This window comes from Rhizobium sp. SG741 (assembly GCF_012275435.1).
Lineage (GTDB): Bacteria > Pseudomonadota > Alphaproteobacteria > Rhizobiales > Rhizobiaceae > Rhizobium > Rhizobium lusitanum.
The window spans coordinates 203,720-229,086 of sequence record NZ_JAAZQP010000003.1 but is presented as its reverse complement, the minus strand read 5'-3'; the positions used below and the strand labels follow the sequence as shown (position 1 = coordinate 229,086).

The following is a 25,367-nucleotide window of genomic DNA, read 5'->3' as shown; positions in this document are numbered from 1 at the left end:
CGGGGAGCTCCGGCGGCGGGATGAAGGAATTCAGAAGAGAATTTCGCTGGACGCGATCAAGTTGATTTCATGCGGCCCGGCATCGAAGCCGTCAAGCAGCATATTGTGATGGGAGACAATCTCTTCGAAGGTCAGCTTGCCCATGTCAGCCGTGGTGTGGCCATCGGAGATCAGCGAGACGTCGAAGCCGAGAGAAACGGCGCGGCGCGCTGTCGTGTCCACGCAGAATTGCGTCATGCAGCCGCCGATGAAAAGACGGGTAACGCCTCGGGCCCGCAGCTTCGCCTCGAGATCGGTTTCGAAGAAGGAATCACAGCTCGCCTTGTGCACCACCACATCGCCGGCCTCGGGGGCGATTTCCCGGCGCAATTGCCAGCCTTCGCTGCGCTTGACCAGGCGATGACCCGGACCGCCATCATGCTGGACGATGAAGGCCGGAATGCCGGCGGCGCGCGCCCTGTGCTTCAGCGCCGCAAGCTTTGCGACGACCGCCTCCAGCGCCGCATCGATCGCCGGCTGCCGGCCCGGCTTGCCGAGGCCGGTCAGGATGGAATTCTGAAGATCGATCAGGAGCAATGCAGAAGACATGATATCCTTGGGCAAAGCGGTTTCGACGCGCCGTTAACTCCTTGGTAATCTGTTCGCAGCATCAGCGCAATCGCTTGAAAACGCAAAGGTGGTGCGATAGAGCAAGCACCATCTGAGGAGGAAATTGCCATGACGCTTGCATCCCTGCTCGCCTATTGCGGCGCTCTCTTCATCGCCGCGGCAATTCCCGGCCCGGGCATTACGGCGATCGTGGCCCGCGCGCTCGGCTCCGGCTTCCGCGAGACCTTCTTCATGGGCCTTGGCCTCGTGCTCGGCGACACCATCTACCTGACGGCAGTCGTCCTTGGCCTTGCCTTCGTGGCGCAGACCTTTACCGAGGTCTTTCTCGTCATCAAGATCGTCGGCGCCCTCTATCTCGGCTATATCGCCTGGAAGCTCTGGACCGCCGGTCTGCTGTCGACCGATGTCGTGGCGAAGAAATCGAACGGCGCCGGCATGGCCTTTCTCTCGGGCTTGCTGGTGACGCTCGGCAATCCGAAGACCATGCTCTTCTATGTCGCGCTCGTGCCGACGCTCATCGACATCGGCAGTATCGGCCTGCGTGAATATGCCATGCTGCTGGCTGCAACCTTCGTCGTTCTTCTGGTCGTCCTCGTGCCCTACATGCTGCTTGCCTCGCGGGCTCGAACCTTCCTGAAGAAGCCAAGAGCCCTGCAGATATTGAACAGGGTCGCCGCCAGCATTCTCGCCGGCACGGCCGCCTTTATCGCCGCCCGCGCGGCCTGAAAAAACCTTCTCTGAAGAGGCCTCTTGAGAGATTCTTTTCTCACGGGCGACAAGCCGGGAGAATGAGCGCACTCTGGTTTCCGCAGGCGTTTGATCCTATTGTCACTCCACAATTCAAATATAGGGAGAGCTACCCATGTCCGACACCCGCAAACCAGGCCGCGGCCGCGTCTACGCCTCGATCACCGAGACCATCGGCGATACGCCGATCGTCCGTCTCGACAAGCTGGCTAAGGAGAAGGGCGTCAAGGCCAACCTCCTGGCAAAGCTCGAATTCTTCAATCCGATCGCCTCCGTGAAGGACCGCATCGGCGTTGCCATGATCGAGAGCCTGGAAAGCCAGGGCAAGATCGCCCCCGGCAGGACCGTGCTGATCGAGCCGACGTCTGGCAATACCGGCATCGCGCTCGCCTTCGCCGCCGCCGCCAAGGGCTACAAGCTGATCCTCACCATGCCGGAGACCATGTCGATCGAACGCCGCAAGATGCTGGCGCTGCTCGGCGCCGAACTGGTGCTGACCGAAGGGCCGAAAGGCATGAAGGGCGCCATCGCCAAGGCGGAGGAACTGGCCGCAACGCTGCCGGACGCCATCATTCCGCAGCAGTTCGAAAACCCGGCCAATCCGGAAATCCATCGCAAGACGACGGCCGAGGAAATCTGGAACGACACCGAGGGCAAGGTGGATATCTTCGTGTCCGGCATCGGCACTGGCGGCACGATCACCGGCGTCGGCCAGGTGCTGAAGGCCCGCAATCCTGACGTCAAGGTCATCGCTGTCGAGCCAGCGGATTCACCGGTTCTTTCGGGCGGCAATCCCGGCCCGCACAAGATCCAGGGCATCGGCGCCGGCTTCGCGCCGAAGATCCTCGACACCCATGTCTATGACGAGGTGGTCACCGTCACCAATGACGAGGCTTTCCAGCTGGCCCGGCTCGTGGCGAAGCTCGAAGGCGTGCCGGTCGGTATCTCCTCGGGTGCTGCGCTGACGGCGGCCATCAAAGTCGGCCAGCGCCCGGAAAACGAAGGCAAGACCATCGTCGTCATCATACCCTCCTTCGCCGAACGCTATCTCTCGACGGCGCTGTTCGAAGGTTTGGGCGGCTGACAAGACCTACCCCCTTGCCAAGCATTCAGAGGGCGCCGCAGCGCCCTTTGTCATTTCTGGTCCTTGCGGGTTTCACGCAGCCGCGGTCAGCCGCTCGCCAGCAATGCGATAGGAGATGGCTTCGGCCAGATGAATGCGCCCGACGGTCGGCTTGTCGTCGAGATCGGCGAGCGTGCGCGCCACCTTGAGGATGCGGTGATAGCCGCGAGCCGAAAACTTCATCTTCTCCGCCGCATCCCGCAGCAATTGCAGGCCGGCGGCATCCGGCTCGGCAATGGTTTCGATCATCGCGGTCGAGCAGCGGGCATTGGTGACGATCCCCTTCATGCCGGCGCTCTCGAAACGCTCTCGCTGCCGCTCCCGGGCGCGAGCAACACGCAACGCAACATCGGCGCTCTTTTCCGCCGTCGTCGGCCGGATCAGATCGGCGGCGGAAACGGCGGGCACGTCGATGCGAATATCGATGCGATCAAGCAAGGGCCCGGAAATGCGTCCCTGATAATCGCTCACGCAGCGCGGCCCGCGGGCGCAGGTGTGGCCCGGTTCGCCGGCCATGCCGCATCGGCAAGGGTTCATCGCCGCGACGAGCTGGATGGCGGCGGGGTAGGAAACGCGATGGTTCGCGCGGGCAATGACGCATTCGCCGGTCTCCAGCGGCTGGCGCAATGCATCGAGCGCCTGCGGTGAGAACTCCGGCAGCTCATCGAGAAAGAGAATGCCGTGATGAGCGAGCGAGGCCTCACCGGGCCTGGCGCGCAGACCGCCGCCGACGAGCGCTGCCATGGTGGCGGAATGATGCGGCGCGCGATAGGGCCGCCGGTCGGAGAGCTTGCCGCCCGAAAGCTGGCCTGCGACGGAATGGATCATCGACACTTCGAGCAGTTCCGCCGTCGACAATGGCGGCAATATCGACGGCAGGCGCGAGGCGAGCATCGACTTGCCGGAACCGGGCGGGCCAACGAAAAGCAGATTGTGACCGCCTGCTGCCGCCACTTCCAGCGCGCGCTTGGCGCTCTCCTGCCCCTTGATGTCGGCAAGATCGGGCAGATTGGCGGCGGCGGCGCGGATCGACGGCTCCGGGCGGGACAGGACCTGTGTGCCGCGGAAATGATTGGCGAGCGCGATCAGGCTGCGGGGCGCGAGAATATCGATCTCCTTGCCCGCCCAGGCGGCTTCCGGCCCGCTCTCGGCGGGGCAGATCAGCCCCTTGCCCACGGCATTGGCGGCGATCGCCGCCGGTAAGGCGCCCGCGACGGGAGCAATCGTGCCATCGAGGTTGAGCTCGCCGATGACGGCATAGGAGGATAGTGCATCGGCCGGGATTGCGCCGAGGGCTGCCATCAGGCCGAGAGCGATGGCAAGATCGAAGTGACTGCCTTCTTTCGGCAGGTCTGCCGGCGCAAGGTTGACCGTCACCTTCTTCGGCGGCAGCGCCAGGCCGGAGGCATGGAGCGCTGCCTGGACCCGTTCGCGGCTTTCGGCCACCGCCTTGTCAGGCAAGCCGACGATGTGCATCAGCACCTTGCCCGGCGCGATCATCACCTGAACTTCGACGGGCACGCCCTCGATACCCTGAAACGCAACCGTACTGACGCGCGCCACCATGCCCTGCCCCCTGTCATCGGACTCGTTTGCCGCTACTTGCCCTGATCAGCAAACTATGGGTTGCAATCTGGCATAAGACAAGGAATGAAACAAGAACAATAAATGAACATAGACATCATAAATCGGCCGGCGACCAAGCGCCGGCTTCTCAGGTCATGGGCTGGAATGAGTGGACAGATCCGCCGATCAGGCCCGCTTGGATTCGATCGCGTCCCAGAGCAGGCTGGCGATATCGGCGCCGCCGAAACGCTTCACTTCGCGGATGCCTGTTGGCGAGGTGACGTTGATCTCGGTCATATAGTCGCCGATGACATCGATGCCGACGAGCAGGAAGCCGCGGGCCTTCAGCGCCGGACCGATGCGGGCGCAGATTTCCTGTTCGCGCGCCGTCAGCTCGGTGGCCTCGGCGCGACCGCCGACGTGCATGTTGGAGCGGCTGTCATGTTCGGCCGGCACGCGGTTGATCGCGCCGACAGGCTCGCCGTCGACGAGGATAATGCGCTTGTCGCCCTTGCGCACGTCAGGCAGGTATTGCTGGGCGATGAAGGGCTCGCGGAAGAGCTGGCCGAACATTTCAAGCAGAGATGACAAATTGCGGTCGTCGCGCGTCGAGTGGAAAACGCCGGCGCCGCCATTGCCGTAAAGCGGCTTCAGGATGATGTCGCCCATCTCCTCGCGGAAGCGGCGGATTTCGCCGGCATCGCGGGTGATCAGCGTCTTCGGCATCAGATCGGCGAATTCGGTGACGAAAATCTTTTCCGGCGAGTTGCGCACCCAGGCGGGATCGTTGACGACGAGGGTCTTCGGATGGATGCGCTCCAAGAGATGCGTCGAGGTGATGTAGGCCATGTCGAAGGGCGGATCCTGGCGAAGCAACACCACATCCATGGTTGAGAGATCGACACGTTCCGGCTCGCCAAGCTCGAAATGATCGCCCTTGACGTCACGCAGGATCATCGGCTCGACGGAAGCATAGACCTTGCCGTCGCGCATGCTCAGCTGTTCCGGCGTATAATGGAAAAGTTTGTAGCCGCGGTTCTGGGCCTCGAGGCTCATGGCGAAGGTCGAATCGCCCGCAATGTTGATGCCCCGGACATGGTCCATCTGGACCGCGACATTCCTAATCTTCGCCATAGTCAGCCCTCGCTCGAATTCGCGGACAGATGTAGGTCGGCCCGCCTTCAAACGCAACGGCTATTCAAGAGCTTCCGCAGAGGCTCGCCGCGCTCAGGCTGCAAGACCCTGGGTGCCGCCCTGCCTGACGAGATTGCGCAGGCGATAGGCCATGGTCAACGGCTTCGGGAACGGCTTGCGGCAGAAGGCCACCTTGCGCAGATAGCGATCGATGCGCCACGTCGCCCATGTGCCGCCGGCAAAATAGGCGACGTCTCCGGCATTGAGCGTGCGTTCGACGCCGTCCTCCGTGGTGATATGCACCTCGCCTTCGAGGATCATCACCGTTTCGTCCCAGCCGAAGTACCAGCGAAACTCGCCCGCCGTACAATCCCACAGCGCCGTCAGCGCGGCATCGTCCTGCCCGCGCGAATGCTCGGCAATGCGGGCGACCGGCGCGCCGGCCACAATCCAGGACGGTTCGATCGGCGCCGGTATCATTTCCATCTCACCGGCAGAACCGGCCACGAAGTTCTTCGATTGTGGCAATGCCACCACCGGAGCGGCACGAACCGCGAATGCGGCCATGCTTGCCAACATCAATTTCAAGACCATGCAATCCCCCAATTCCATGCGCGTCACGACCTTCATGGCATGGAAGAGGTAACGGCGCGGTTCAGGAAAAACCTCGCATTTTAACGGTTGCAACGATCAGGCGACAAAACCCTCGATGGTGCAGACGATCATGTCATGATCGGAAAGCGGCTTGCCGTCCTCGTTCAGCGAGGAAACGAGATGGCTTTCGCTGATCTTCAGGCCCCGGCTCAGGAACCAGTCGAGCTTCATGGCGCGATCGGGAAAGCGGGTGATAAGGCTTGGGCGCGTGCTTGTCTGATCGAGCGGGCCGCCATGGCATTCGAAGCCGCGGCTCTCCGCCATGGCGAAGAGAGTATCGGTCGAGAAGTCGCCGCCGGTGTGATTGCCGGTGTTGAGATCGCCGCCGATCAGGATCGGAAGGCCGGGCGCAAAGGCCTCGACAGCGTCGATCAGCGCCGCCGTCTGCCGCTCGCGATAGGCAGCAGTTGCCACACTTTCGAGATGGACCGAAACGGCGACGAAAGGGCCGGCCTCGGTTCCGACGATCGCGCCGACGGCGCAGCGATCGCCGACACGCGGCTGCTCGTTGTCGTCATTGAACCAGACGGCTTCACCCGGCAACCGGAAGAGGAAAGCATCCGTGAGGGCAACGGAAGCCATCAAAGCATTGCCGTGAAAGCCCTTTTCGTTGAAGTCGTCACGGCAGTAGGAACGCTCGATTTCCGAGCCGAGACTGAGTTCCAGGAATTCTACGCCGTAGGCGTAGTTCATGGCAAGTTCGCCGGCGATGACGGCGGTCGGGTCACGCTGCTCGGTGCGGGCCATGCCGTAGTCCATCTCCGAAAGCAGCACCAGCGGCGCTTCAGTCGTCCGCAGCTTGGCCGCGGCTTCCTCCGGAAAAAGGCAACGTTCGAGGTTCCAGGCCGCGACCGTGAAGGGGAAGGACAAAGCGCCAGTCTTCGCCGTGGCGCCGCCGATCCGCACTGTATTCATGCAGGCAAGCGATGCCAGGACAGCAGCGTGAACGGCCGGCGTCTTTTCGAGCGAGATGAAGCTTTTGCGTTCCTCTTGCGAAGGAACGGAGAAAGCGGAAACGGTGCTGCGGATCATGGGAAAGCCTGTCGAAACGAGATGAAGAGCGCCGGCGAAAAGATCGCGAACGCGTTTCGCCCGCCAATAGGCTGATTTTGTGACGTTCCTGTAACGCTGTCCTCAAAAGGCATCCGGAAAATGCCGCGGCCAGCGTCCGGGCAGCATGGCGACGATGTCGTAGCGTTGCGACAGACGGGCGAAATCCGGTTGCCGCGCCAGCCAGAGGTCGCTGGCGGCGCGGATGCGCTTTTGCGAAGAGAAGGAAACGGCGTCGATCGCCTCCTGCGCGCCTCGCCTGGACTTGACCTCGACGAAGACGGCGAGATCGCCCTTGCGGGCCACGATGTCTATCTCTCCGAGCTTGGTGCGATGACGGACGGCCAGGATGCGATAACCTTTGAAGAGCAGAAAGACCGCCGCCAGATATTCGGCCACATGGCCGCGGCGCCAGGCTTTTCGCCGTTTCAGCCTTTCGTCCGGCTCACCCATGCGGCCCCTTCATGTCGAGAAGCCGTTGATAAAGCTCCTTGCGCGGCAGGCCGGTCAGCCGGGCGGCTTCCGCTGCGGCCTTCGCCGTCGGCATTGTCCCCGCGAGGTCGGCAAGGATGGCATCGACATCAGCCTCGGCCGTCACGCTTTCCGCCGGCGGGCCGACGAGCCAGACGATTTCGCCCTTCACGTTGTCGACCTTATCGTAAAAGGCGGCGAGGTCGGCGAGCGACCCGCGGCGGAATTCCTCGAAGGTCTTGGTGAGCTCCCGGCAGACGGCGGCTGGGCGTTCGGCCCCGAGCACATCGGCGGCGGCGGCAAGCGTGGCGGCGATACGATGCGGCGATTCAAAGAAGATGAGGGTCGCGGGGATGCCCGCAAGCTCCGCCAGCCGGTCCCTCTTGCCCTTGTCTTTCGCTGGCAGAAAGCCGGCAAAAAAGAAGGCATCGTTGGGCAGGCCGGAGCCGACGAGAGCCGCCAGCGGCGCCGAGGCGCCAGGAATCGGAACGACCTTGTATCCCGCCTCGATGGCTTGCCGGGCCAGCCTATAGCCGGGATCGGAGACGAGCGGTGTGCCGGCGTCGGAGACCAGCGCCACTGAACGGCCGGCCTCCAGCGCCTGCAGCAGACGCGGCCCTGCTTCATCGGCATTGTGCTCATGATAGGCATAAGGCCTGTTCTGGATGCCGTAGCGATCGAGCAGGACGCGGGTGACGCGGGTATCCTCGCAGGCCAGAACATCGGCGCCCGCCAGCGTCTCCAGCGCCCTCAACGTGATATCGCCGAGATTGCCGATCGGCGTGGCGACAAGGTAGAGCGCCGGTTCGAGAGGACGGGCTGGAACCGTGGTATTATGCAGGCGGAAACTGCGCGCCCCGCCGCTTGAATGGTCTTCGTTCATGCCTGTCCTGAATTCGCCTCGGATTCATCGCCTTTATGGGCGAGGCTCGGCCCGACGGCAAGAGCGGTGCAAATCCTGTGAGCATTGTCGGCCAAATGTTCAATTGGCACGCGACAAACGCCCCATGCCTCTTGCATTCGCATGCTGAAGTCTGCCATTTTGCCCGTCCAATCTTTCGGGCCTTGTCCGAAAACATGTCATTCGGGCGCTTCGGGCCGCCCGGAAAGTCACGGTCGAAAGCGGTAGCATCCATGCGTATTACAATTGAGCGGTCGAACCTCCTGAAGTCGCTGAACCACGTGCATCGCGTGGTCGAGCGTCGCAATACGATCCCGATCCTGTCCAACGTGCTGCTGAAGGCCGAGGGTGCAAGCCTCGACATGAAGGCGACGGACCTCGATCTCGAAATCACCGAGGCGACGCCCGCCAATGTCGAGCAGGCAGGTGCCACCACCGTGCCGGCGCACCTGCTCTACGATATCGTGCGCAAGCTGTCCGACGGATCGGAAGTGCTTCTCGCCACCAACCCCGACGGCAGCTCCATGACGGTTGCCTCCGGCCGGTCGAAATTCTCGCTGCAATGCCTGCCGGAATCCGATTTTCCGGATCTCACCGCCGGCAGCTTCAGCCATTCCTTCAAGCTGAAGGCGGCGGATCTGAAGATGCTGATCGACCGGACGCAGTTCGCGATCTCCACCGAAGAGACCCGCTATTACCTGAACGGCATCTTTTTCCACACGATCGAAAGCGATGGCGACCTGAAGCTGAGGGCCGTCGCCACCGATGGCCATCGCCTTGCCCGCGCCGATGTCACCGCCCCTTCGGGCTCCGAAGGCATGCCTGGCATCATCATCCCGCGCAAGACGGTCGGCGAGTTGCAGAAGCTGGTGGACACGCCGGATGCGATCGTGACCGTCGAGGTCTCCGACGCCAAGATCCGCCTCACGATCGGGTCCATCGTCATGACATCGAAGCTGATCGACGGCACCTTCCCCGATTACCAGCGGGTCATACCGACCAACAACGACAAGGAAATGCGGGTCGATTGCCAGTCCTTCGCCCAGGCCGTCGATCGTGTGTCGACCATTTCTTCGGAGCGCGGCCGCGCGGTGAAGCTGGCGCTGTCCGACGGTCAGCTGCTGCTGACGGTCAACAATCCGGATTCGGGAAGTGCGACGGAAGAAGTGGCTGTCGGCTACGAGATGGATCCGATGGAAATCGGCTTCAACGCCAAATATCTGCTCGATATCACGGCGCAGCTCTCGGGCGAATCGGCGGTATTCCTGCTTGCCGACGCCGGCTCGCCGACCCTCATTCGCGATACGGCCGGCGACGACGCGCTGTATGTTCTGATGCCGATGCGCGTCTGACGAAACCAAAGCGCCCTTTCATGCGTTTCTCAGACGCAAAGGGTGCTTTTATTTTTTCCTTTGTGGATTGCGACATTTTCTCTTGTTATTGCGTCATCGCATTGCAAGATTCGCGATAAGCGGTATGTAAGTCGCGACCATAACATCTGGTGGGGGAGAGCATGGCGTTGCGTCTCAAGGAACGGCTGGGCAAGAAATTCGACGAGGAGATCCGTTTCTTCAAGGGCATGATGCAGGGGCCGAAGACCGTGGGTTCGATCGCCCCGACGTCCTCGATCACCGCCCGTAAGATGGCGAGCATCATCAACACGCAATCCGGGCTGCCGGTGCTGGAATTAGGCCCAGGTACGGGAGCCATCACCAAGGCAATCCTGGCGCGCGACGTTGAGCCCCAGAACCTCGTCGCCATCGAATATTCCACCGACTTCTACAATCACCTCGTCAAGCTCTATCCCGGCGTCCATTTCATCAATGGCGATGCCTTCGATCTAGACAAGACGCTCGGCGTCCTGCGCGGCCAGACGTTCGATTCCGTCGTGTCAGGCATTCCGCTCCTTAATTTCCCGATGCAGGCGCGTGTCGCGCTGCTGGAGAGCCTGCTGGACCGCATGCCGCCTGGCCGTCCCGTCGTGCAGATCTCCTATGGGCCGGTCTCGCCGATCATCGCCAGGCCGGATCGCTATCACATCCGCCACTTCGACTTCATCGTCCGCAATATTCCGCCGGCCCAGCTCTGGATCTACAGCCGCGGTTGAGGCAATCCTATGTACGCCCTCTATGTCACGCACCCCCAGGTGCGCATCGACCCGGACATTCCCGTGCCGCAATGGGGACTTTCCGAGATCGGCGCGGCAAGAGCACGCTTGGCGGCGACGCACCCCTGGGCGCACAGGCTTGGCCTGATCGTCTCCAGCGGCGAACGCAAGGCGATAGAAACAGCCGAAATTCTCGCGGCCACAAGCGGTGCATCAGTCGAAATCATCGAGACCATGCATGAAAACGACCGCAGCGCCACGGGCTTCCTGACCCCACCGGAATTCGAGAAGGCGGCGGACTGGTTCTTTGCCCATCCGCACGAGAGCTTCAAAGGCTGGGAGCGCGCCATCGATGCGCAGGCAAGGATCGTCTCCAATGTCGATGCCGTACTTTCGCGGCATGATCCGCAGGTGCCGATCGCCTTCGTCGGGCATGGCGGCGTCGGCACGCTGCTGAGATGCCATCTGGAAGGAAAGCCGATCGCGCGACAGGCCGATCAGCCTCCCGGCGGCGGCAATCTTTTCTGTTTCGATCTTGCGAAGCGTGTCGTCTCATGCGACTGGACACCCATGGAAGATTGGATGGGATGGGCTTGAGATGACCGCACGCGACCGCTTGATCGTTGGACTGGATGTCCCAAATCTTCAGGAGGCCGAAAAAGTGGTCGGCGCCCTCGGCGACGATATCCTCTACTACAAGATCGGCTATCAGCTCGCCTTTGCCGGCGGCCTGGAATTCGCGCGCGATCTCGCCGCCGACGGCAAGAGGATCTTCCTCGATATGAAGCTGCTCGACATCGACAACACAGTGGCCTCCGGCGTCGAGAACATCGTCAAGATGGGCATGTCGATGCTGACGCTGCATGCCTATCCAAAGGCAATGAAAGCGGCCGTCGCCGCAGCCAAGGGATCGGATCTTTGCCTGCTCGGCGTCACCGTGCTGACGTCGATGGACGAAGAGGATCTGATTGCCGCCGGCTATGAATATGATCCGCATACGCTGGTGCTGCGCCGCGCCGAGCAGGCGCGTCTCGCCGGCATGGGCGGCATCGTCTGTTCGGCCGAGGAGGCAGCCGCCGTGCGCAAGATCATCGGCCCGGACATGGCGCTGGTAACTCCCGGCATCCGGCCTGATGGTAGCGACAAGGGCGACCAGAAGCGTGTGATGACGCCGGCCGCCGCCATCAAGGCCGGCTCGAGCCATCTCGTCGTCGCCCGGCCCATCGTCAAGGCAGCCGATCCCAAGGAGGCGGCCCGGGCCATCCTCGCCGAGATCGACGCCGCACTCTAGATCATTACGGGAAACAGGGAGGCAAATATGGCAAAGGGATACTGGATTGCACGCGTCGATGTTCGCGACCTCGAGCGCTACAAGGACTACGTCGCCGGCGCCAAGCCGGCTTTCGAGAAATACGGCGCGAATTTCCTTGCCCGTGGTGGTGCATTCACCCCGCTTGAGGGGCAGGCCCGCGGCCGCAACGTCGTCATCGAATTTCCGTCGCTGCAGCATGCCGTCGATTGCTACAACTCGCCGGAATACCAGGCGGCCGCCAAAATCCGCCATGAAGTAGCGGATGCGGAAATGGTCGTCGTCGAAGGGATTTGACCCCTTCGAAATGTGACGCTGCGATGCAGCGCGATAGCACTTCACCTCGGCGCTCCGATCGGTTAAGACGAAATCAGATCAGCCCAATCAAAGCCTTTCGAGGAGCCTGCCATGACCCTGTCCGACCTCCCGCCGCTCGTTACCGTGTTCGGAGGATCAGGCTTCATCGGGCGGCATGTGGTGCGCACGCTTGCCAAGCGTGGCTATCGCATCCGCGTCGCCGTACGCCGTCCCGACCTTGCCGGTTTCCTGGTGCCGGCCGGTAATCTCGGCCAGATTTCGATCGTCCAGGCCAATGTGCGCTATCGCAATTCCATCGACCGCGCCGTCGAAGGCGCGCAGCATGTCGTCAACTGCGTCGGTATCCTGGCCGAAAGCGGCCGCAACACCTTCGACGCCGTGCAGGAATTCGGCGCCAAGGCCATCGCTGAGGCCGCACGCGGCGTCGGCGCTTCGCTGACGCATATTTCCGCGCTCGGCGCCAATGCCAATTCCGCTTCGGCCTATGCCCGCACCAAGGCCCGCGCCGAGGCAGCCATCCTGTCGATCAAGCCGGATGCAGTGATCATGCGGCCTTCGATCGTCTTCGGACCTGAAGATGGCTTCTTCAACAAGTTCGCCGATATGTCGCGCACGGCACCCTTCCTCCCGCTGATCGGCGGCGGCGAGACCAAATTCCAGCCTGTTTATGTCGAAGATGTCGCCGAGGCCGTTGCGCGCAGCGTCGACGGCAAGCTGAAGGCCGGCACGACCTACGAACTGGGCGGCCCGGAAGTGCTTACCTTCCGCGAGTGTCTCGAGACCACGCTGTCCGTCATCAACCGGAAGAAGACGCTCGTCTCGATCCCGTTCGCTGTCGCCTCGCTGATGGGCTCGATCGCGTCGCTGGTGCCGCTCATCACGCCGCCGATCACGCCAGACCAGGTCACGCTGCTGAAGAGCGACAATGTCGTTTCCAAGCAGGCCGAGGCGGAAGGACGGACGCTGAAGGACATCGGCCTGCTGCCGACGCTGCTCATCTCCGTGCTGCCGTCCTATCTGGTCCGCTATCGTCCGCAGGGTCAGTTCACCGGCTCGGGCAAAGCAGCCTAACGATTCGGCCATTCCACGAAATTCACGCGCCGCCCGGCTTTGCCGAGCGGCGTTTTTTATTGCTCCTTAACGGCAGAAACCTGCTCCAGCAGGCTGGCAGAGCACCGTCATTCACAGCTCAGCGTTGCTCAAAAGACGCAGTGTGGAAATAGTAGCATTAACGTCAAATTTAATATGAACATTTATTGCTATTGCTCATTCCACTGACTAACACAACCGCGCGTCTCAGGCTTGGACAGTGAGCTGGTCTGAGGGGCGCTTCACACTTCTGCGGAAAGGCATTCTTCGATGGGTAAGTCTATCGCGCTTTTGTTTGCGTGCGCGGCATTGGTGATTCTCGCCGGATCCTTCATGGCCCGCGGCAGCATCGCCTCAGTGAAGGGCGAATGTGCGCCGGCCTATGGCGTCGATCCCTGCACGACAGGCTCCATCGGCGCTTCCTCGTCGAACTGATCGAGCATGAAAAAGGCCGGTTCTCACCGGCCCCCATCTTTCTCCAGGATTGCGACGTCAAACCGTCCGTATTAGCCGATCGTGTAAAGTCCGATCAGGCCGAGGGTGCCGACGGCAATGCGCCACCATGCAAAGGGGGCGTAGCCGCGGCGTGAGACGAAGTCGAGCAACGCCCGCACGACGAGCAGCGCCGATATGAAGGCGGTGACGAAACCGATGACGATCAGCAGACCCTGGTCCGTGCTGAGATCATGCCGGCTCTTCCAAAGATCCAGCGCAAAGGCGCCCGCCATGGTGGGCATGGCGAGGAAGAAGGAAAATTCTGCGGCCGATCGCTTGTCGGCCCCGAGCAACAGGGCGCCGACGATGGTGGAGCCCGAACGCGACGTTCCCGGAATCATTGCCAGGCACTGGAAGAAGCCGATCTTGATCGCCATCGGCCAGGAGAACTCATAGGCGCTGGTATATTTGGGCTTGAACTGGATCTTGTCGATGACGAGCAGCACAATGCCGCCGAGGATCAGCGAGATACAGATAAGCTGCGGTGAATCAAACAGAACGGTCTTGATGAAGTCATGCGCGAGCGCGCCGATGACGGCAGCCGGCAGGAAGCCGAACAGAACAGCCAGCACGAAATGGCGGGCCTTGACGCTCACAGGCAGCGCCTTGGCGATTTGAACGAGGCGATTGAAATAGACAAGCAGGATGGCGAGAATCGCACCGAGCTGGATCAGAACGTCGAATGTGGCGGCTTCCTTGAAGCCGAGGAAGTGTCCGAGCAAGATCAGGTGGCCGGTGGAGGAGACGGGAATGAACTCCGTAAGCCCCTCCACAAGACCCAAAACCAGCGCGATAATAATTTGTTCAGCCATATCGTGTCCTTTGTCAAACGGCAGGGCGGCCCGATTCGCTTGTGCAAACTAGGCCAAGCTCCTATAGCTTCAACCCATGACAAATGACTAGGGCCGCAGGATCGCGACCCAAAAACTCCGTAGCACCAATTGGAAACACCCGAGTATCAATGCCGACGCTGTATCATCACCCAATGTCATCTTCTTCACGGTTCGTCCGTCTGATCCTGACCGAATATGGCTATCAGACGGAGCTGATAGAGGAGCAGACATGGGAAAAGCGCCGCGACTTCCTGGCGCTCAATCCCGCGGGAACCCTGCCCGTCTATGTCGATGACAGCATGCGGGCGCTCTGTGGCGCGACTGTCATTTCCGAATATCTCGACGAGACGCACGGCGTCCTGAAGCGGGATCGCCGCCTTCTGGCCGAGGATCCGTTCCAGCGCGCCGAGATTCGCCGGCTGACGGAATGGTTCATGCAGAAGATGGAACAGGACGTGACGCGGCCTCTGACGCGCGAGCGCGTCTTCAAGCTGCAGATGACCGCGGACCAGGGCGGCGGCGCACCCGATTCCAAGGTGATGCGCATGGCGCGCGGCAATATCCGCCAGCATATGAAGTATCTTTCCTGGCTTGCGGGCTCCAGGCAGTGGCTCGCCGGCGAGCGGCTGAGCTATGCCGATCTGGCAGCCGCCGCCTCGATTTCCGTGCTCGACTATCTCGGCGAGATCGACTGGACGGAATCGCCGGTCGCCAAGGAATGGTATCAGCGGCTGAAGTCGCGTCCGTCCTTCCGACCGATTCTGGCGGAGCGCGTACGCGGTGTAACTCCGGTTTCGCACTACGCCGACCTGGATTTCTAACGAGGGCTAGATATGCCCGAGGATCGCGAAGCGGAAAAAGCCGGCAAGCGACGGCGCGTACTGACCGCCTTTCTGCGCGAAGAGGCAGGCGCCCAAGGCTTTGACCTCTGCCGCATCACGCGACCGGACGCCATCCCCGAAGCAGCCGTCAGGCTCGGCCAGTTCCTGGAACAGGGCCATCACGGCACCATGAGCTGGATGGAGGAGACGCGCGATCGGCGCGGCGATCCGCGCGTCCTCTGGCGTGAGACTCGCTCCATAGCCGTCTTCGGCCTCAATTACGGTCCGGACGAAGATCCGCGCAGCATTCTGGAGAAGACCGACAAGGCAGCAATCTCCGTCTATGCCCGCAACCGTGATTATCACGATGTCATCAAGGGGCGACTGAAGGAGATTGCCACCCGCTTTGCCGCGCGCTCCAAGGAGGACGTAAAAGTCTTCGTCGATACCGCGCCGGTCATGGAAAAGCCGCTGGCGGCCGCAGCAGGACTCGGCTGGCAAGGCAAGCACACCAATCTCGTCAGCCGCACACACGGCTCCTGGCTGTTTCTCGGATCGATGTTCACCACGGCCGATCTGGAGCCGGACGAGCCGGAAATCGATCATTGCGGCTCCTGCCGCGCCTGTCTCGATGTCTGTCCGACCGCCGCCTTTCCTGCGCCCTATCAACTCGATGCGCGCCGCTGCATTTCCTACCTCACCATCGAACACAAGGGACCGATCGATCCGCAGATCCGGCCGATGATCGGCAACCGTATCTATGGCTGCGACGACTGTCTTGCCGCCTGTCCCTGGAACAAGTTCGCAAGCGCTGCCTCCGAGATGAAGCTGGTTGCACGCGAAGAGCTGAAGGAGCCGTCGATCGCCTTTCTGCTGACATTGGATGATGCGGCCTTTCGCTCCTTCTTCAGCGGCTCGCCGGTCAAGCGCATCGGCCGCGACCGCTTTGTCCGCAATGTGCTCATCGCCGCCGGCAATTCCGGCGAACGCGCTTTGATCGAGCTATGCCGCGATCTGACTAAGGACCCCTCGTCCGTCGTGCGCGGCATGGCCGTCTGGGCGCTGTCGCGGCTGATGACGGCTGGCGAATTTCGCGCGTTTGCGGCAGAAAGGGATGACGAGCCGGACGAAGAGGTTCGCGCGGAATGGAAAATAGCGGGGGCGATATGATGCATGTGGTGATTTTCGGCTGTGGCTACTCGGGGACGGCCATCGCCAAGGCTTTCGCGGGCTCCGGCATTCGCATCACGGGCACCACCCGTTCGGCCGACAAGGCGGAGCTATTGGCCGCGGAAGGCATCGAAGCCTTTGTCTTCGACGGCGAGACGCTCGATCCGGCTCTCCGTGAGGCGATGAAATCCGCAACGCATCTGGTGCAATCGATCGCGCCCGGCAAGGCGGGGGATCCTCTGCTGCGACTGGCGCAGCTCAATTTGCGTGCGCTGATGCCGAAGCTGGAATGGATCTGCTATCTGTCGACTGTCGGCGTCTATGGCGACCACAAGGGCGCCTGGATCAGCGAAGAGACCCCGCTGCATCCGATCGCGGATCGCTCCGTGGAGCGTGTCGAGGCGGAAGACGGCTGGCTTCGCGTCGGCGTAAGGCTCGACTTGCCCGTTGCGGTGCTCAGGCTTTCCGGCATTTACGGCCCGGGTCGCAACGCCTTCAGCAATCTGGAAAAGGGCACGGCGCGGCGGCTGATCAAGGCAAATCAGGTTTTCAACCGTATCCGCGTCGAAGACATCGGCGCCTGCGCGCGGTTCCTGTCGGACCGCAGGCTCGGCGGTATATATAATGTCACGGACGACGAGCCCGCGCCGCCACAGGATATAGTCGCCGAAGCCGCCCGTCTCATGGGTGTCGAACCGCCCCCGGAACAGCCTTTCGAAACGGCCGAGCTCACGCCGATGGCGCGGTCCTTCTATGGCGAGAACAAGCGCGTCTCGAACGCGAAACTACGCGCCCTCGGTTTTGCCTTTCGCTTTCCCGAATACCGCATGTCGCTTGCGGAGCTCTGGTCATCGGGGCGGTGGCGCGGCTAGGAAAACCCGTCTTTCAATCAAGAGGAATCGCACGAAAATTCCTACTTGTCCGCCTCTCCTAGTTCAATTTACTCCACAATTATGGTTAACGACCTCTAAATTGGCCCAAATGCGGCAGCAATTGTGGCAAGGCCGGAAAATTATTTTTCCGATTTTCGTGAACTTATGCGCCGCCGTATGCCGACAAGAATAATTGTTCCATTTTCAACTGATTTTATTAGATTTTTTCCACAAATCGATAAATCCAACTATTAGTCATGTAGTTCGCTTTGCATCACGAATGTTACATATTGTAATATTCCGTGATCAAACCAGGCACTTTTTCGCCATTTTTGGCCGGATTTAAGCCCCGCCGCCTACGCAAGGCGCAAGTTCAACAGCTTGAGGGAAAATTCGGTTTGACGAACATCAGACGTTCTTTGGCAATCGCCGCAACTATATCCGCCTCCTTTGCTCTTCTTTCGACACCGGCATTAGCTTCGAATGGATGCGGAGGCGCCTCATGGTACGGAGGAAGCTCCAAAACTGCGTCCGGGGAACGTATGAGTTCCAGAAACCTTACTGCCGCCCATCGCTCGCTTGCTTTCGGCACGCGTCTGAGGGTCATCAACAAGCACAATGGTCGTAGCGTCGTCGTTCGCATCAACGACCGCGGGCCGTTCATTCGCGGCCGCGTCCTCGACCTTTCCCGCGCCGCGGCCCAGGATATCGGCATGGTCGCCTCCGGCACCGCCAGCGTCTGCTACGAAGTCGTCGCCTCGAAGTAATCGGCGATCAGGCCGGAAGCATAGGGCATTTCGGCACAACGCTTGCTCTCTCCGTCAATCGCGGCTACCACGCGGTTGGGACGTCTCAATAATCCGCCGCCATGTGCGCTATTCGTGCGGATTGATGAGACGTCAGCGACATTTTGGCAGCGCATGCCATTTCCCGACAGCTCCACCGAGTTTCGGGACCATGCGCAAGCAGGAGAGTAGTAAATGCGTCTGGGCGGCCGATTGCAGGGGGCCATCGAGGTTCTTGCCGATATCGAAACGCGCAAGCGACCGGTGGCCGACGCCCTGAAGGATTGGGGGCTCGCTCATCGTTTTGCGGGCTCCGGCGATCGGGCCGCGATCGGCAATATCGTCTACGACGCGCTACGCATGCGGCTTTCCCATGCCTGGCTCATGGGCGACGACAGCCCTTCGGCACTTGCCCATGCCGTGCTCTTTCGCCAATGGGGCCTGACGCCCGAGGCGCTGGCTGCCGAACTCGACGGTGACAAATTCGCCCCCGAGGCCCCGAGCGCCGAGGCGCTGGCTGCCTTTGCCGCCCGCAAGCTCGAAGATGCGCCCCGGCACATCCAGGGCGATATCCCCGAATGGGTCGAACCTTCCTTTGAGCGCGCCTTCGGCGAAGACTGGCTCTCCGAAGCGCACGCCCTCTCTGAACGCCCGACGCTCGACCTTCGCGCCAACGCGCTGAAGGCGGACCGCGCCAAGGTGGTGAAGGCGCTCGATCGCGCAGGCGCGCAGGCATCGAAGCTCGCCCGTTTCGGCATCCGTATTCCCGCCGGCGAAGGTGCATCCCGGTTGCCGAACGTCACCGCCGAGCTTTCCTTCCAGAAGGGCTGGTTCGAAGTGCAGGACGAGGGCTCACAGATCGTCGCCGATCTCGTTCTGCCTGAAGAGGGCGACCAGGTGCTCGACTATTGTGCGGGCGGCGGCGGCAAGACGCTCGCCATGTCGGCTGCCATGCACAACAAGGGTCAGGTCCACGCCTATGATTCCGACCGGCGGCGATTGGCGCCGATCATCGAGCGCTTGAAGCGGGCCGGAACCCGCAATGTCCAGGTCCATGACGAGCGCAACGGTTTGTTGCCGCTGCGCGGCAAATTCGACAAGGTTCTGGTCGATGCGCCCTGCACCGGCACGGGCACCTGGCGCCGAAGGCCCGACACGAAGTGGCGGCTGACGCAGAAAAACCTCGACGAGCGTACCAGCCAACAGCAGGAAGCGCTGGCCCAGGCCGGCGAATTCGTCCGCCCCGGCGGCTCGCTGCTCTATGTCACCTGCTCTGTGCTGCCCGAGGAAAACGAAGTGCAGGTCAACCGTTTCGCCAGCCAGAACCCGGATTTCGACGTCGTGGAGGCGTTGAGCTCCTGGGAAAAGCTGTTCGGCAAAGATGCGCCGCGGCCGCGCTCATCCGATGGCAAGACCATTACGCTGACACCAGCATCGACCGATACGGACGGCTTCTTCTTCTGCCGTCTGCAGCGGAAAGCATGAGGTGAAATCAATCCGCCCGCAGCGGATATTGCTGCCGGGGCGGGATGAGGTGATGCAGCACGGCAATGGCGATGAGCAGCAGGCCGCCAAGGCCGACAACGGTGAACAGTGTCCACGCCGACAGATGCGATCCGAATGCCACCAGCGGCACGGCGCCGGCCGGCGGATGCGTCACCCTTAAAATAAGCATCGCGGCGATAGCAAGACCGACAGCGATGGCGGCTGCCCACCAAAGGCCCGGCAGCAGCGCCATGGCGAGGCTGCCGACAATGGCGGCCAGCAGATAGCCACCGAGCACATTGGCAGGCTGCGCCAGTGGGCTCTTCGGTTGGCCGAAGATCAGCACAGCCGTCGCGCCGAAGGGTGCGATTAGCAAGGGAATGCCGGTCGCAATCGCCAGAGCGCCAACAGCGGTCATGCCTGTGATGGCGCCTACACCCGACTTCAGATGCCCCTGCCAATGGCCTTTCGGCTCATGACGGTGAAGGAAATGCTTGAAATGGTGATGCATGAAAGATCTTCGAGACTCAACTGAAATCCACATGCCTGTTTTTTGACCTGCATCTGCCGCTTTTTCAAGCAAATCCATTCCATTCGTGCGGCCTTAACCAATAATTTCCTGTCTTAAAATCGTTCTAAACTAGAGTATTTGACACAAGTTTGTTTTTCATACATGAGACAAAATGCCAAGTTTTGACAGTGCCCCCCGCTGTCGTAGGAGAGGAATATGAAACTGAAGATCAATTTTGGCGCCGTGCTCGCGGTGGCCGTTGCCGCAACTGCCGTATCCGGCCTTCCCGCCCTTGCAGCCGCTCCCGAGCCGGCTGCCGTCCTCAAGCATTATGCGGAGGTGGCGCATGCCAAATATCAGGACTCCCTGACGACGGCACAGGCGCTCGACAAGGCGATCAACGCGTTGCTTGCCGACCCCAGCGACAAGACGCTGAAGGCGGCGCGCGCCGCCTGGATCAAGGCCCGCGTTCCCTATGCCCAGACGGAAGTCTATCGCTTCGGCAACTCGATCGTCGACGATTGGGAAGGCAAGGTGAATTCCTGGCCGCTGGACGAGGGGCTGATCGACTACGTCGACGCTTCTTACGGCACGGAAAGCGATGAGAACGCACTCTATGTCGCCAACGTCATTGCCAACAAGACGATCAAGATCAACGGCAAGGATGTCGATGCTTCGCATCTGACCCCGGAATTCCTGTCGGGCACGCTGCATCAGGCTGGCGGTGTCGAGGCTAACGTCGCGACCGGCTACCATGCCATCGAGTTCCTGCTCTGGGGCCAGGACCTGCACGGCACCGGACCGGGCGCCGGCGAACGCCCCGCCACCGATTACGACTTGAAGAATTGCACGCACGGCAATTGCGACCGCCGCGCGGAATATCTGAGATCCGTTTCGACGCTTCTTGTCTCGGACCTTCAAGACATGACGGCCAAGTGGGCACCGGACGGCGAAGCCACCAAGCATGTCGAAGCCGATCCGAAGGCTGGCCTTACCACCATCCTGACCGGCATGGGCTCACTCTCCTACGGTGAACTTGCCGGCGAGCGCATGAAGCTCGGCCTGCTGCTTCACGATCCGGAAGAGGAGCAGGATTGCTTCTCCGACAATACCTATAACGAGCACAATGGCGACGCCATCGGCATCGCCTCGGCCTATACCGGCAACTATACCCGTGTCGACGGCACCAAGCTGAAAGGTCCGTCGCTGCACGATCTGGTCAAGGCCAAGGACGCAGCGCTCGACAAGGAGACCGAGGGGAAGCTCAACGCTACCCTTGCAGCCATGAAGGCGCTGGTGCATCGCGGCGAGACGGTCGAGAAATACGACCAGATGATCGGCGAAGGCAACAAGGAAGGCAATGCCACCGTGCAGAAGGCCATCGATGGCCTGCTCGACCAGACGAAGAGCATCCAGCGCGTCATTGCCGCTCTCGATCTCGGCACGATCAAGCTTGAAGGTTCGGACAGCCTGGACAATCCTAACTCCGTCTTCAAGAAGTAATAAAGGAGGGCGGCGGCGCGACAAGACGCTGCCGCCCTGACACCCATGACAAACATCCCGGCCAACCGCGCCCTTTTGCCCGCCCTCGCTGCGGGTTTTTTGGTTTTTTCGATCACCCTGGCCGTTGCCGGCATCCTCGACTTTCCGACGACCCGCGGCGATCTTTCCGCCGAGCAGCTGAACCGGGTGCGCGACGTCACGCGCGCGACCACGGATTTTTCGAAGGCCGAGGCCTATGAGGCGATGCAGGGCGGGGCGGCTACATCGATCGATCCCGTCCATCGCGATATCTTCTCGCAGCCCTCGGCCAATCTCGGGCTGGAGCGCGGCGAGAACTTCCACTTGGGCAACGCCCTCTTTCGCAAGCTCTGGGTCTCGGCCCCCTCCTCCACACAGGCTTCCGACGGTCTCGGGCCGCTGTTCAATGCCCGCTCCTGCCAAAGCTGCCACATCCGCGACGGTCGCGGCCATCCGCCGGAGGCCACCGGAGCCGCCGCGACCTCGATGGTCCTGCGCCTGGCGCGGTCTGCCGCCACGCCGGAAGAGGAGCAGGCCGCCAAGGATTTCCGCGCGCTCAACTTTCCGGATTCGACCTATGGCAAACAACTGCAGGATCTAGCCGTGCCCGGCCTTGCCGCCGAAGGCAAGGTGACGGTGAGCTATGTGGAAGAGACAGTGACGCTCGCGGGCGGCGAGACAGTGACGTTGCGCAAGCCACATTACGGCGTGACCGATCTGGCCTATGGACCGCTGGATCCGACGACGACCCTCTCTCCTCGCATCGCGCCGCCGATGATCGGCTTGGGCTTGATCGAGGCCATTCCGGAAGCCGATATCCTTGCCAATGCTGATCCGGACGGCAAGAACGGCACGGGCATTCGCGGTCGCCCCGCCATCGTCCGCGACCACCGCACTGGCCAGATGGCGCTCGGGCGCTTCGGCTGGAAGGCCCAGAATGCCACGGTGCGCGACCAGGTGGCGGACGCCTTCTCGGCCGATATCGGCATTTCCACGCCGGACCGGCCGAATCCCTACGGCGATTGCACGTCCAAGGAACCGCGCTGCCTTGCCATGCCGAACGGCGTGCAGAAGCGCCTGGGCGATACCGAAGCACCGGATCCGATCCTTGCCCTCGTCACCTTCTATTCCGAAAATCTTGCCGTGCCCGCCCGCCGCAAGGCGAGCTTTCCCGATGTGCTGCACGGCAAGGAGATGTTCTATCGTTCCGGCTGTGCCGCCTGCCACACGCCGAAGTTCGTCACCCGCGACGACATCAAGGGCAGCGATGGCAAGGACTCACCGCAGGCATTCCAGCTGATCTGGCCCTATTCCGATTTCCTGCTGCATGACATGGGCGAAGGCCTTTCCGACGGCCAGCAGGTGGGTGTGGCCTCCGGCCGCGATTGGCGCACCCCGCCACTCTGGGGTATAGGCCTCACCCAAACGGTGAGCGGCCAGCAGGCCTATCTGCATGACGGCCGCGCCCGCACCTTGACCGAAGCCATCCTCTGGCATGGAGGAGAGGCGGAAAAAGCCCGCAACGCATTCGCCGACCTTTCGACGGACGATCGGCAAGCCCTCATCAACTTTCTGGAGTCTCTTTGATGCGCCACTGGAAACGTCTCGCAGCTAGCCTTCTCTTCACCGTCTCGGCGTTATCAGTCCATGCGCAGGACGCGACGGCCAATGGCGCCGGCCTGAACGAAGCGGCCGTGCCTGCAACCCTGCGGAAGGCAGTGGACGATGTCATTCGCCCCGGCTATCGCGTCATGCATGACTCGGCCTCGAAGCTGACCGTGGCGATGAAGGCGCTTTGCGCCGATCCCACTGCCGCCACGCTCGCCAGCGCCCAATCGGCCTTCGGCGACACCGTGAAGAGCTGGTCGCGCATCGAAATCGTCGATACCGGCCCGATCATCGACAAGAACCGTTTCGAGCACATCCTGTTCTATCCAGACCGCAAGGGTGTTGGCCTCAAGCAGGTGCAGGCGTTGATCGCCAAGGCGGACGAGAAGGACGCGACGGTCGAGGCCGTTGCCGGCAAGAGCGTGGCGCTGATGAGCATGACGGCCCTGGAATATGTGCTCTACGGCACCGGTTCGGACGTCCTCGCCAGCCAGAAGCAGGGCTTCCGCTGCCGCTATGGCGCGGCCGTCGCCGGCAATATCGAAAACACGGCCAAGGAAATCGCCGACGAATGGGATGCACCCGATGGCGTGCAGAAATCCTGGAAGTATCCGGGCAAATCCAGCGATGATTTCATGGACAACAAGGAAGCGGTCACGGCGCTGCTCGGCATCCTCGTGCATGGTGCGGCCAACGTCCGCGACCAGCGGCTGGAGAGCTTCTACAAGGGCGATCCCGCCTCTGCGCGGCCAAAGATGGCGATCTACTGGCGCTCCGCCAACACCTGGACGTCGTTCACCGGCAATGTCGAGGGTTTGAAGGCGCTCTGGGAAAAGGCCGATATGGCAAGCCTGCTGCCAGCGGACAAGCGCGACGCCGCCGCCAAGATCGACAGGCTGCTGAACGAGCTTGCGGCGACCGCGCCGACGATCAATCCCAACATCGATACAGCGCTTGGCAGCGATGCGGAGCGCGCCAAGATTGACAAGCTGCTCTCCGCCAGCCGCGATCTCACCACCGCCTTTAGCGACGAGTATGGCGGCGCCATCGGCCTTTCGGCCGGCTTCTCCTTCGCCGACGGAGATTAAGGGCGATGCGCAGTGGGCTGATCGACCGGAGAGCTTTCGTTAGAGGTGCGGGGCTGACATTCCTCGCAGCGCTCAAGCCCGGCGCCCTGATGGCCCTGGAGCGGGCCGATGCGGTTTATGCGTCGGGCATCCGCGCCGCCGACGGCTCCTTTGCCGTGGCGACGGTGACCGAGAAGGGCCGGATCATCGATCAGGTGGCCCTGCCCGCTCGCGCCCATGGCATGGCCTTCTCGAAGGCGACGGGCAAGACCGTCGCATTCGCCCGCCGGCCGGGCACCTTTGCGATGATCTTCGATCCCTGGAATAAGGCCGAGCCGATCGTCATCAGCGCAAGGGAAGGCCGGCATTTCTACGGGCACGGCACGTTTTCGCCCGATGGCCAGCTGCTTTATGCGAGCGAGAACGACTTCGACGACAATCGCGGTATCATCGGGCTTTATGATGCCCGCAACCGCTTTGTCCGCATCGGCGAGTACGAGACCTATGGCGTCGGCCCGCACGACATGACCGTCTCAGATGACGGCAGGTTCCTGATCGTTGCCAATGGCGGCATCGAGACGCATCCGGATTTCGGCCGCACCAAGCTCAGTCTCGACCATATGGAGCCGTCGCTGACGCTGATCGATGCAGCGAGCGGCCGGCTGATCGAGAAACATGTCCTGCCGCCGCAATATGCCCAGGTCTCCACCCGGCATGTCGATATCGATGCAAGCGGCCGGGTCTGGTTCGCCTGTCAGTATGAAGGCCATCGCAACGACCTGCCGCCGCTCGTCGGCCATTTCGCCAGGGGTGAGGACCTAACCTTCGTCTCCCTGCCCGACGAAACGACCCGCGCGCTCGGCAACTATGTCGGCGCCATCGCCGTCAATCGCGCCGAGAACCTCGTGGGCGTGACGTCGCCGGTCGAGGGGACATCGGTGACGCTCGATGCGAAGACGGGCAAGGTGCTGAAGGTCGAAAGCGTGCCTGATGCGGCGGGCATTGCGCCGGCCAGCCATGGATTTGCCGTGTCCTCCTATGAGGGCGAGTTCCTGGATGAGCATAGCGATGTCGCCTGGGATCAGCATATCGTCCGCATCGCCCGCGGCTGATTTCGCCAC

27 protein-coding genes are annotated in these 25,367 nt (G+C 61.8%); 18 read left to right on the top strand and 9 right to left on the bottom strand.

Annotated features, from left to right (window positions below; genetic code table 11):
* Nucleotides 1-30: 30 nt before the first annotated feature.
* Nucleotides 31-588, bottom strand: coding sequence for a cysteine hydrolase family protein (locus tag FHT29_RS09545; RefSeq protein WP_168599619.1), 558 nt, complete (start codon nucleotides 586-588; stop codon nucleotides 31-33).
* A 129-nt stretch (nucleotides 589-717) separates the two neighbouring features.
* Here FHT29_RS09545 and FHT29_RS09540 point away from each other — a divergent pair, with 129 nt between their 5' ends.
* Both FHT29_RS09540 and cysK read left to right on the top strand, forming a co-directional pair.
* Complete coding sequence (locus FHT29_RS09540) at nucleotides 718-1,335, top strand: LysE family translocator (protein WP_168599618.1); 618 nt, start codon at nucleotides 718-720, stop codon at nucleotides 1,333-1,335.
* 136 nt (nucleotides 1,336-1,471) lie between these two features.
* The gene (gene cysK / locus FHT29_RS09535) at nucleotides 1,472-2,440 is read left to right on the top strand and encodes a cysteine synthase A (RefSeq protein WP_047556278.1); all 969 of its coding nucleotides are present in this window, start codon (nucleotides 1,472-1,474) and stop codon (nucleotides 2,438-2,440) included.
* Between the two features lie 72 nt (nucleotides 2,441-2,512).
* Here cysK and FHT29_RS09530 read toward each other — a convergent pair whose 3' ends face one another.
* The 6 genes from FHT29_RS09530 to rsmI all read right to left on the bottom strand — a co-directional run bounded on the left by FHT29_RS09530 (nucleotide 2,513) and on the right by rsmI (nucleotide 8,237).
* Nucleotides 2,513-4,045 (bottom strand): YifB family Mg chelatase-like AAA ATPase, encoded by a 1,533-nt coding sequence (locus FHT29_RS09530; protein WP_047556280.1) that lies wholly within the window; start codon nucleotides 4,043-4,045, stop codon nucleotides 2,513-2,515.
* A 186-nt stretch (nucleotides 4,046-4,231) separates the two neighbouring features.
* Nucleotides 4,232-5,179 carry a glutathione synthase gene (gene gshB / locus FHT29_RS09525; RefSeq protein ID WP_047556282.1) on the bottom strand — a complete coding sequence of 316 codons (948 nt, stop codon included), beginning with the start codon at nucleotides 5,177-5,179 and terminating at the stop codon, nucleotides 4,232-4,234.
* 93 nt (nucleotides 5,180-5,272) lie between these two features.
* The gene (locus FHT29_RS09520) at nucleotides 5,273-5,773 is read right to left on the bottom strand and encodes a cupin domain-containing protein (RefSeq protein ID WP_210255418.1); all 501 of its coding nucleotides are present in this window, start codon (nucleotides 5,771-5,773) and stop codon (nucleotides 5,273-5,275) included.
* Nucleotides 5,774-5,869: 96 nt separating this feature from the next.
* Nucleotides 5,870-6,865, bottom strand: coding sequence for an endonuclease/exonuclease/phosphatase family protein (locus tag FHT29_RS09515; RefSeq protein ID WP_168599616.1), 996 nt, complete (start codon nucleotides 6,863-6,865; stop codon nucleotides 5,870-5,872).
* A gap of 102 nt (nucleotides 6,866-6,967) precedes the next feature.
* The gene (locus FHT29_RS09510; RefSeq protein ID WP_168599615.1) at nucleotides 6,968-7,336 is read right to left on the bottom strand and encodes a YraN family protein; all 369 of its coding nucleotides are present in this window, start codon (nucleotides 7,334-7,336) and stop codon (nucleotides 6,968-6,970) included.
* Nucleotides 7,329-8,237, bottom strand: a complete 909-nt coding sequence (gene rsmI / locus FHT29_RS09505) for a 16S rRNA (cytidine(1402)-2'-O)-methyltransferase (protein WP_037197319.1) — start codon at nucleotides 8,235-8,237, stop codon at nucleotides 7,329-7,331. The genes FHT29_RS09510 and rsmI overlap by 8 nt, the downstream gene beginning before the upstream one ends.
* Before the next feature lie 251 nt (nucleotides 8,238-8,488).
* Here rsmI and dnaN point away from each other — a divergent pair, with 251 nt between their 5' ends.
* The 7 genes from dnaN to FHT29_RS09470 all read left to right on the top strand — a co-directional run bounded on the left by dnaN (nucleotide 8,489) and on the right by FHT29_RS09470 (nucleotide 13,513).
* Nucleotides 8,489-9,607, top strand: coding sequence for a DNA polymerase III subunit beta (gene dnaN, locus FHT29_RS09500; RefSeq protein WP_037197359.1), 1,119 nt, complete (start codon nucleotides 8,489-8,491; stop codon nucleotides 9,605-9,607).
* 161 nt (nucleotides 9,608-9,768) lie between these two features.
* Entirely contained in the window at nucleotides 9,769-10,362 is a 594-nt protein-coding gene (gene pmtA, locus FHT29_RS09495; protein ID WP_037197318.1) for a phospholipid N-methyltransferase PmtA, read from the top strand.
* A gap of 9 nt (nucleotides 10,363-10,371) precedes the next feature.
* Nucleotides 10,372-10,959, top strand: a complete 588-nt coding sequence (locus tag FHT29_RS09490) for a histidine phosphatase family protein (protein ID WP_168599614.1) — start codon at nucleotides 10,372-10,374, stop codon at nucleotides 10,957-10,959.
* A 1-nt stretch (nucleotide 10,960) separates the two neighbouring features.
* Nucleotides 10,961-11,653, top strand: a complete 693-nt coding sequence (gene pyrF, locus FHT29_RS09485) for an orotidine-5'-phosphate decarboxylase (RefSeq protein WP_047556294.1) — start codon at nucleotides 10,961-10,963, stop codon at nucleotides 11,651-11,653.
* 27 nt (nucleotides 11,654-11,680) lie between these two features.
* Entirely contained in the window at nucleotides 11,681-11,968 is a 288-nt protein-coding gene (locus tag FHT29_RS09480) for a DUF1330 domain-containing protein (RefSeq protein WP_037197315.1), read from the top strand.
* A gap of 111 nt (nucleotides 11,969-12,079) precedes the next feature.
* Nucleotides 12,080-13,060, top strand: coding sequence for a complex I NDUFA9 subunit family protein (locus FHT29_RS09475; protein WP_047641106.1), 981 nt, complete (start codon nucleotides 12,080-12,082; stop codon nucleotides 13,058-13,060).
* A gap of 288 nt (nucleotides 13,061-13,348) precedes the next feature.
* Nucleotides 13,349-13,513 carry a hypothetical protein gene (locus FHT29_RS09470; protein WP_037197313.1) on the top strand — a complete coding sequence of 55 codons (165 nt, stop codon included), beginning with the start codon at nucleotides 13,349-13,351 and terminating at the stop codon, nucleotides 13,511-13,513.
* A gap of 71 nt (nucleotides 13,514-13,584) precedes the next feature.
* On the opposite strand, the gene FHT29_RS09465 is transcribed toward FHT29_RS09470, so the two are convergent.
* Nucleotides 13,585-14,385: an undecaprenyl-diphosphate phosphatase gene (locus tag FHT29_RS09465; RefSeq protein WP_037197312.1), complete on the bottom strand. Its 801-nt coding sequence runs from the start codon at nucleotides 14,383-14,385 to the stop codon at nucleotides 13,585-13,587.
* 149 nt (nucleotides 14,386-14,534) lie between these two features.
* Between FHT29_RS09465 and FHT29_RS09460 the strand changes: the two genes are divergently transcribed.
* From FHT29_RS09460 to FHT29_RS09440, 5 genes are all read left to right on the top strand, one after another.
* A complete protein-coding gene (locus tag FHT29_RS09460) occupies nucleotides 14,535-15,227 on the top strand; it encodes a glutathione S-transferase family protein (protein ID WP_037197311.1) in 693 nt (230 codons plus the stop codon).
* Between the two features lie 12 nt (nucleotides 15,228-15,239).
* On the top strand, nucleotides 15,240-16,397 hold the full coding sequence (queG, locus tag FHT29_RS09455; protein ID WP_168599613.1) for a tRNA epoxyqueuosine(34) reductase QueG: 1,158 nt from the start codon (nucleotides 15,240-15,242) through the stop codon (nucleotides 16,395-16,397).
* Nucleotides 16,397-17,269, top strand: coding sequence for an SDR family oxidoreductase (locus tag FHT29_RS09450; protein WP_168599685.1), 873 nt, complete (start codon nucleotides 16,397-16,399; stop codon nucleotides 17,267-17,269). Before queG ends, FHT29_RS09450 begins: the two co-directional genes overlap by 1 nt.
* Nucleotides 17,270-17,667: 398 nt before the next feature.
* Complete coding sequence (locus tag FHT29_RS09445) at nucleotides 17,668-18,036, top strand: septal ring lytic transglycosylase RlpA family protein (RefSeq protein WP_037197308.1); 369 nt, start codon at nucleotides 17,668-17,670, stop codon at nucleotides 18,034-18,036.
* Nucleotides 18,037-18,249: 213 nt separating this feature from the next.
* Nucleotides 18,250-19,539, top strand: a complete 1,290-nt coding sequence (locus FHT29_RS09440; RefSeq protein ID WP_168599612.1) for an RsmB/NOP family class I SAM-dependent RNA methyltransferase — start codon at nucleotides 18,250-18,252, stop codon at nucleotides 19,537-19,539.
* 7 nt (nucleotides 19,540-19,546) lie between these two features.
* Here FHT29_RS09440 and FHT29_RS09435 read toward each other — a convergent pair whose 3' ends face one another.
* On the bottom strand, nucleotides 19,547-20,050 hold the full coding sequence (locus FHT29_RS09435; RefSeq protein WP_168599611.1) for an HPP family protein: 504 nt from the start codon (nucleotides 20,048-20,050) through the stop codon (nucleotides 19,547-19,549).
* 216 nt (nucleotides 20,051-20,266) lie between these two features.
* On the opposite strand from FHT29_RS09435, the gene FHT29_RS09430 reads away from it, so the two are divergent.
* Genes FHT29_RS09430 through FHT29_RS09415 form a run of 4 tightly spaced genes read left to right on the top strand, consistent with a single transcriptional unit; the run spans nucleotide 20,267 to nucleotide 25,358 of the window.
* Nucleotides 20,267-21,553 (top strand): imelysin family protein, encoded by a 1,287-nt coding sequence (locus tag FHT29_RS09430; RefSeq protein ID WP_037197303.1) that lies wholly within the window; start codon nucleotides 20,267-20,269, stop codon nucleotides 21,551-21,553.
* 45 nt (nucleotides 21,554-21,598) lie between these two features.
* Nucleotides 21,599-23,158 carry a di-heme oxidoredictase family protein gene (locus FHT29_RS09425; RefSeq protein ID WP_047556305.1) on the top strand — a complete coding sequence of 520 codons (1,560 nt, stop codon included), beginning with the start codon at nucleotides 21,599-21,601 and terminating at the stop codon, nucleotides 23,156-23,158.
* A complete protein-coding gene (locus FHT29_RS09420) occupies nucleotides 23,158-24,267 on the top strand; it encodes an imelysin family protein (protein ID WP_047556307.1) in 1,110 nt (369 codons plus the stop codon). The genes FHT29_RS09425 and FHT29_RS09420 overlap by 1 nt, the downstream gene beginning before the upstream one ends.
* Before the next feature lie 5 nt (nucleotides 24,268-24,272).
* Entirely contained in the window at nucleotides 24,273-25,358 is a 1,086-nt protein-coding gene (locus FHT29_RS09415) for a DUF1513 domain-containing protein (RefSeq protein WP_047556308.1), read from the top strand.
* Nucleotides 25,359-25,367: the final 9 nt, after the last annotated feature.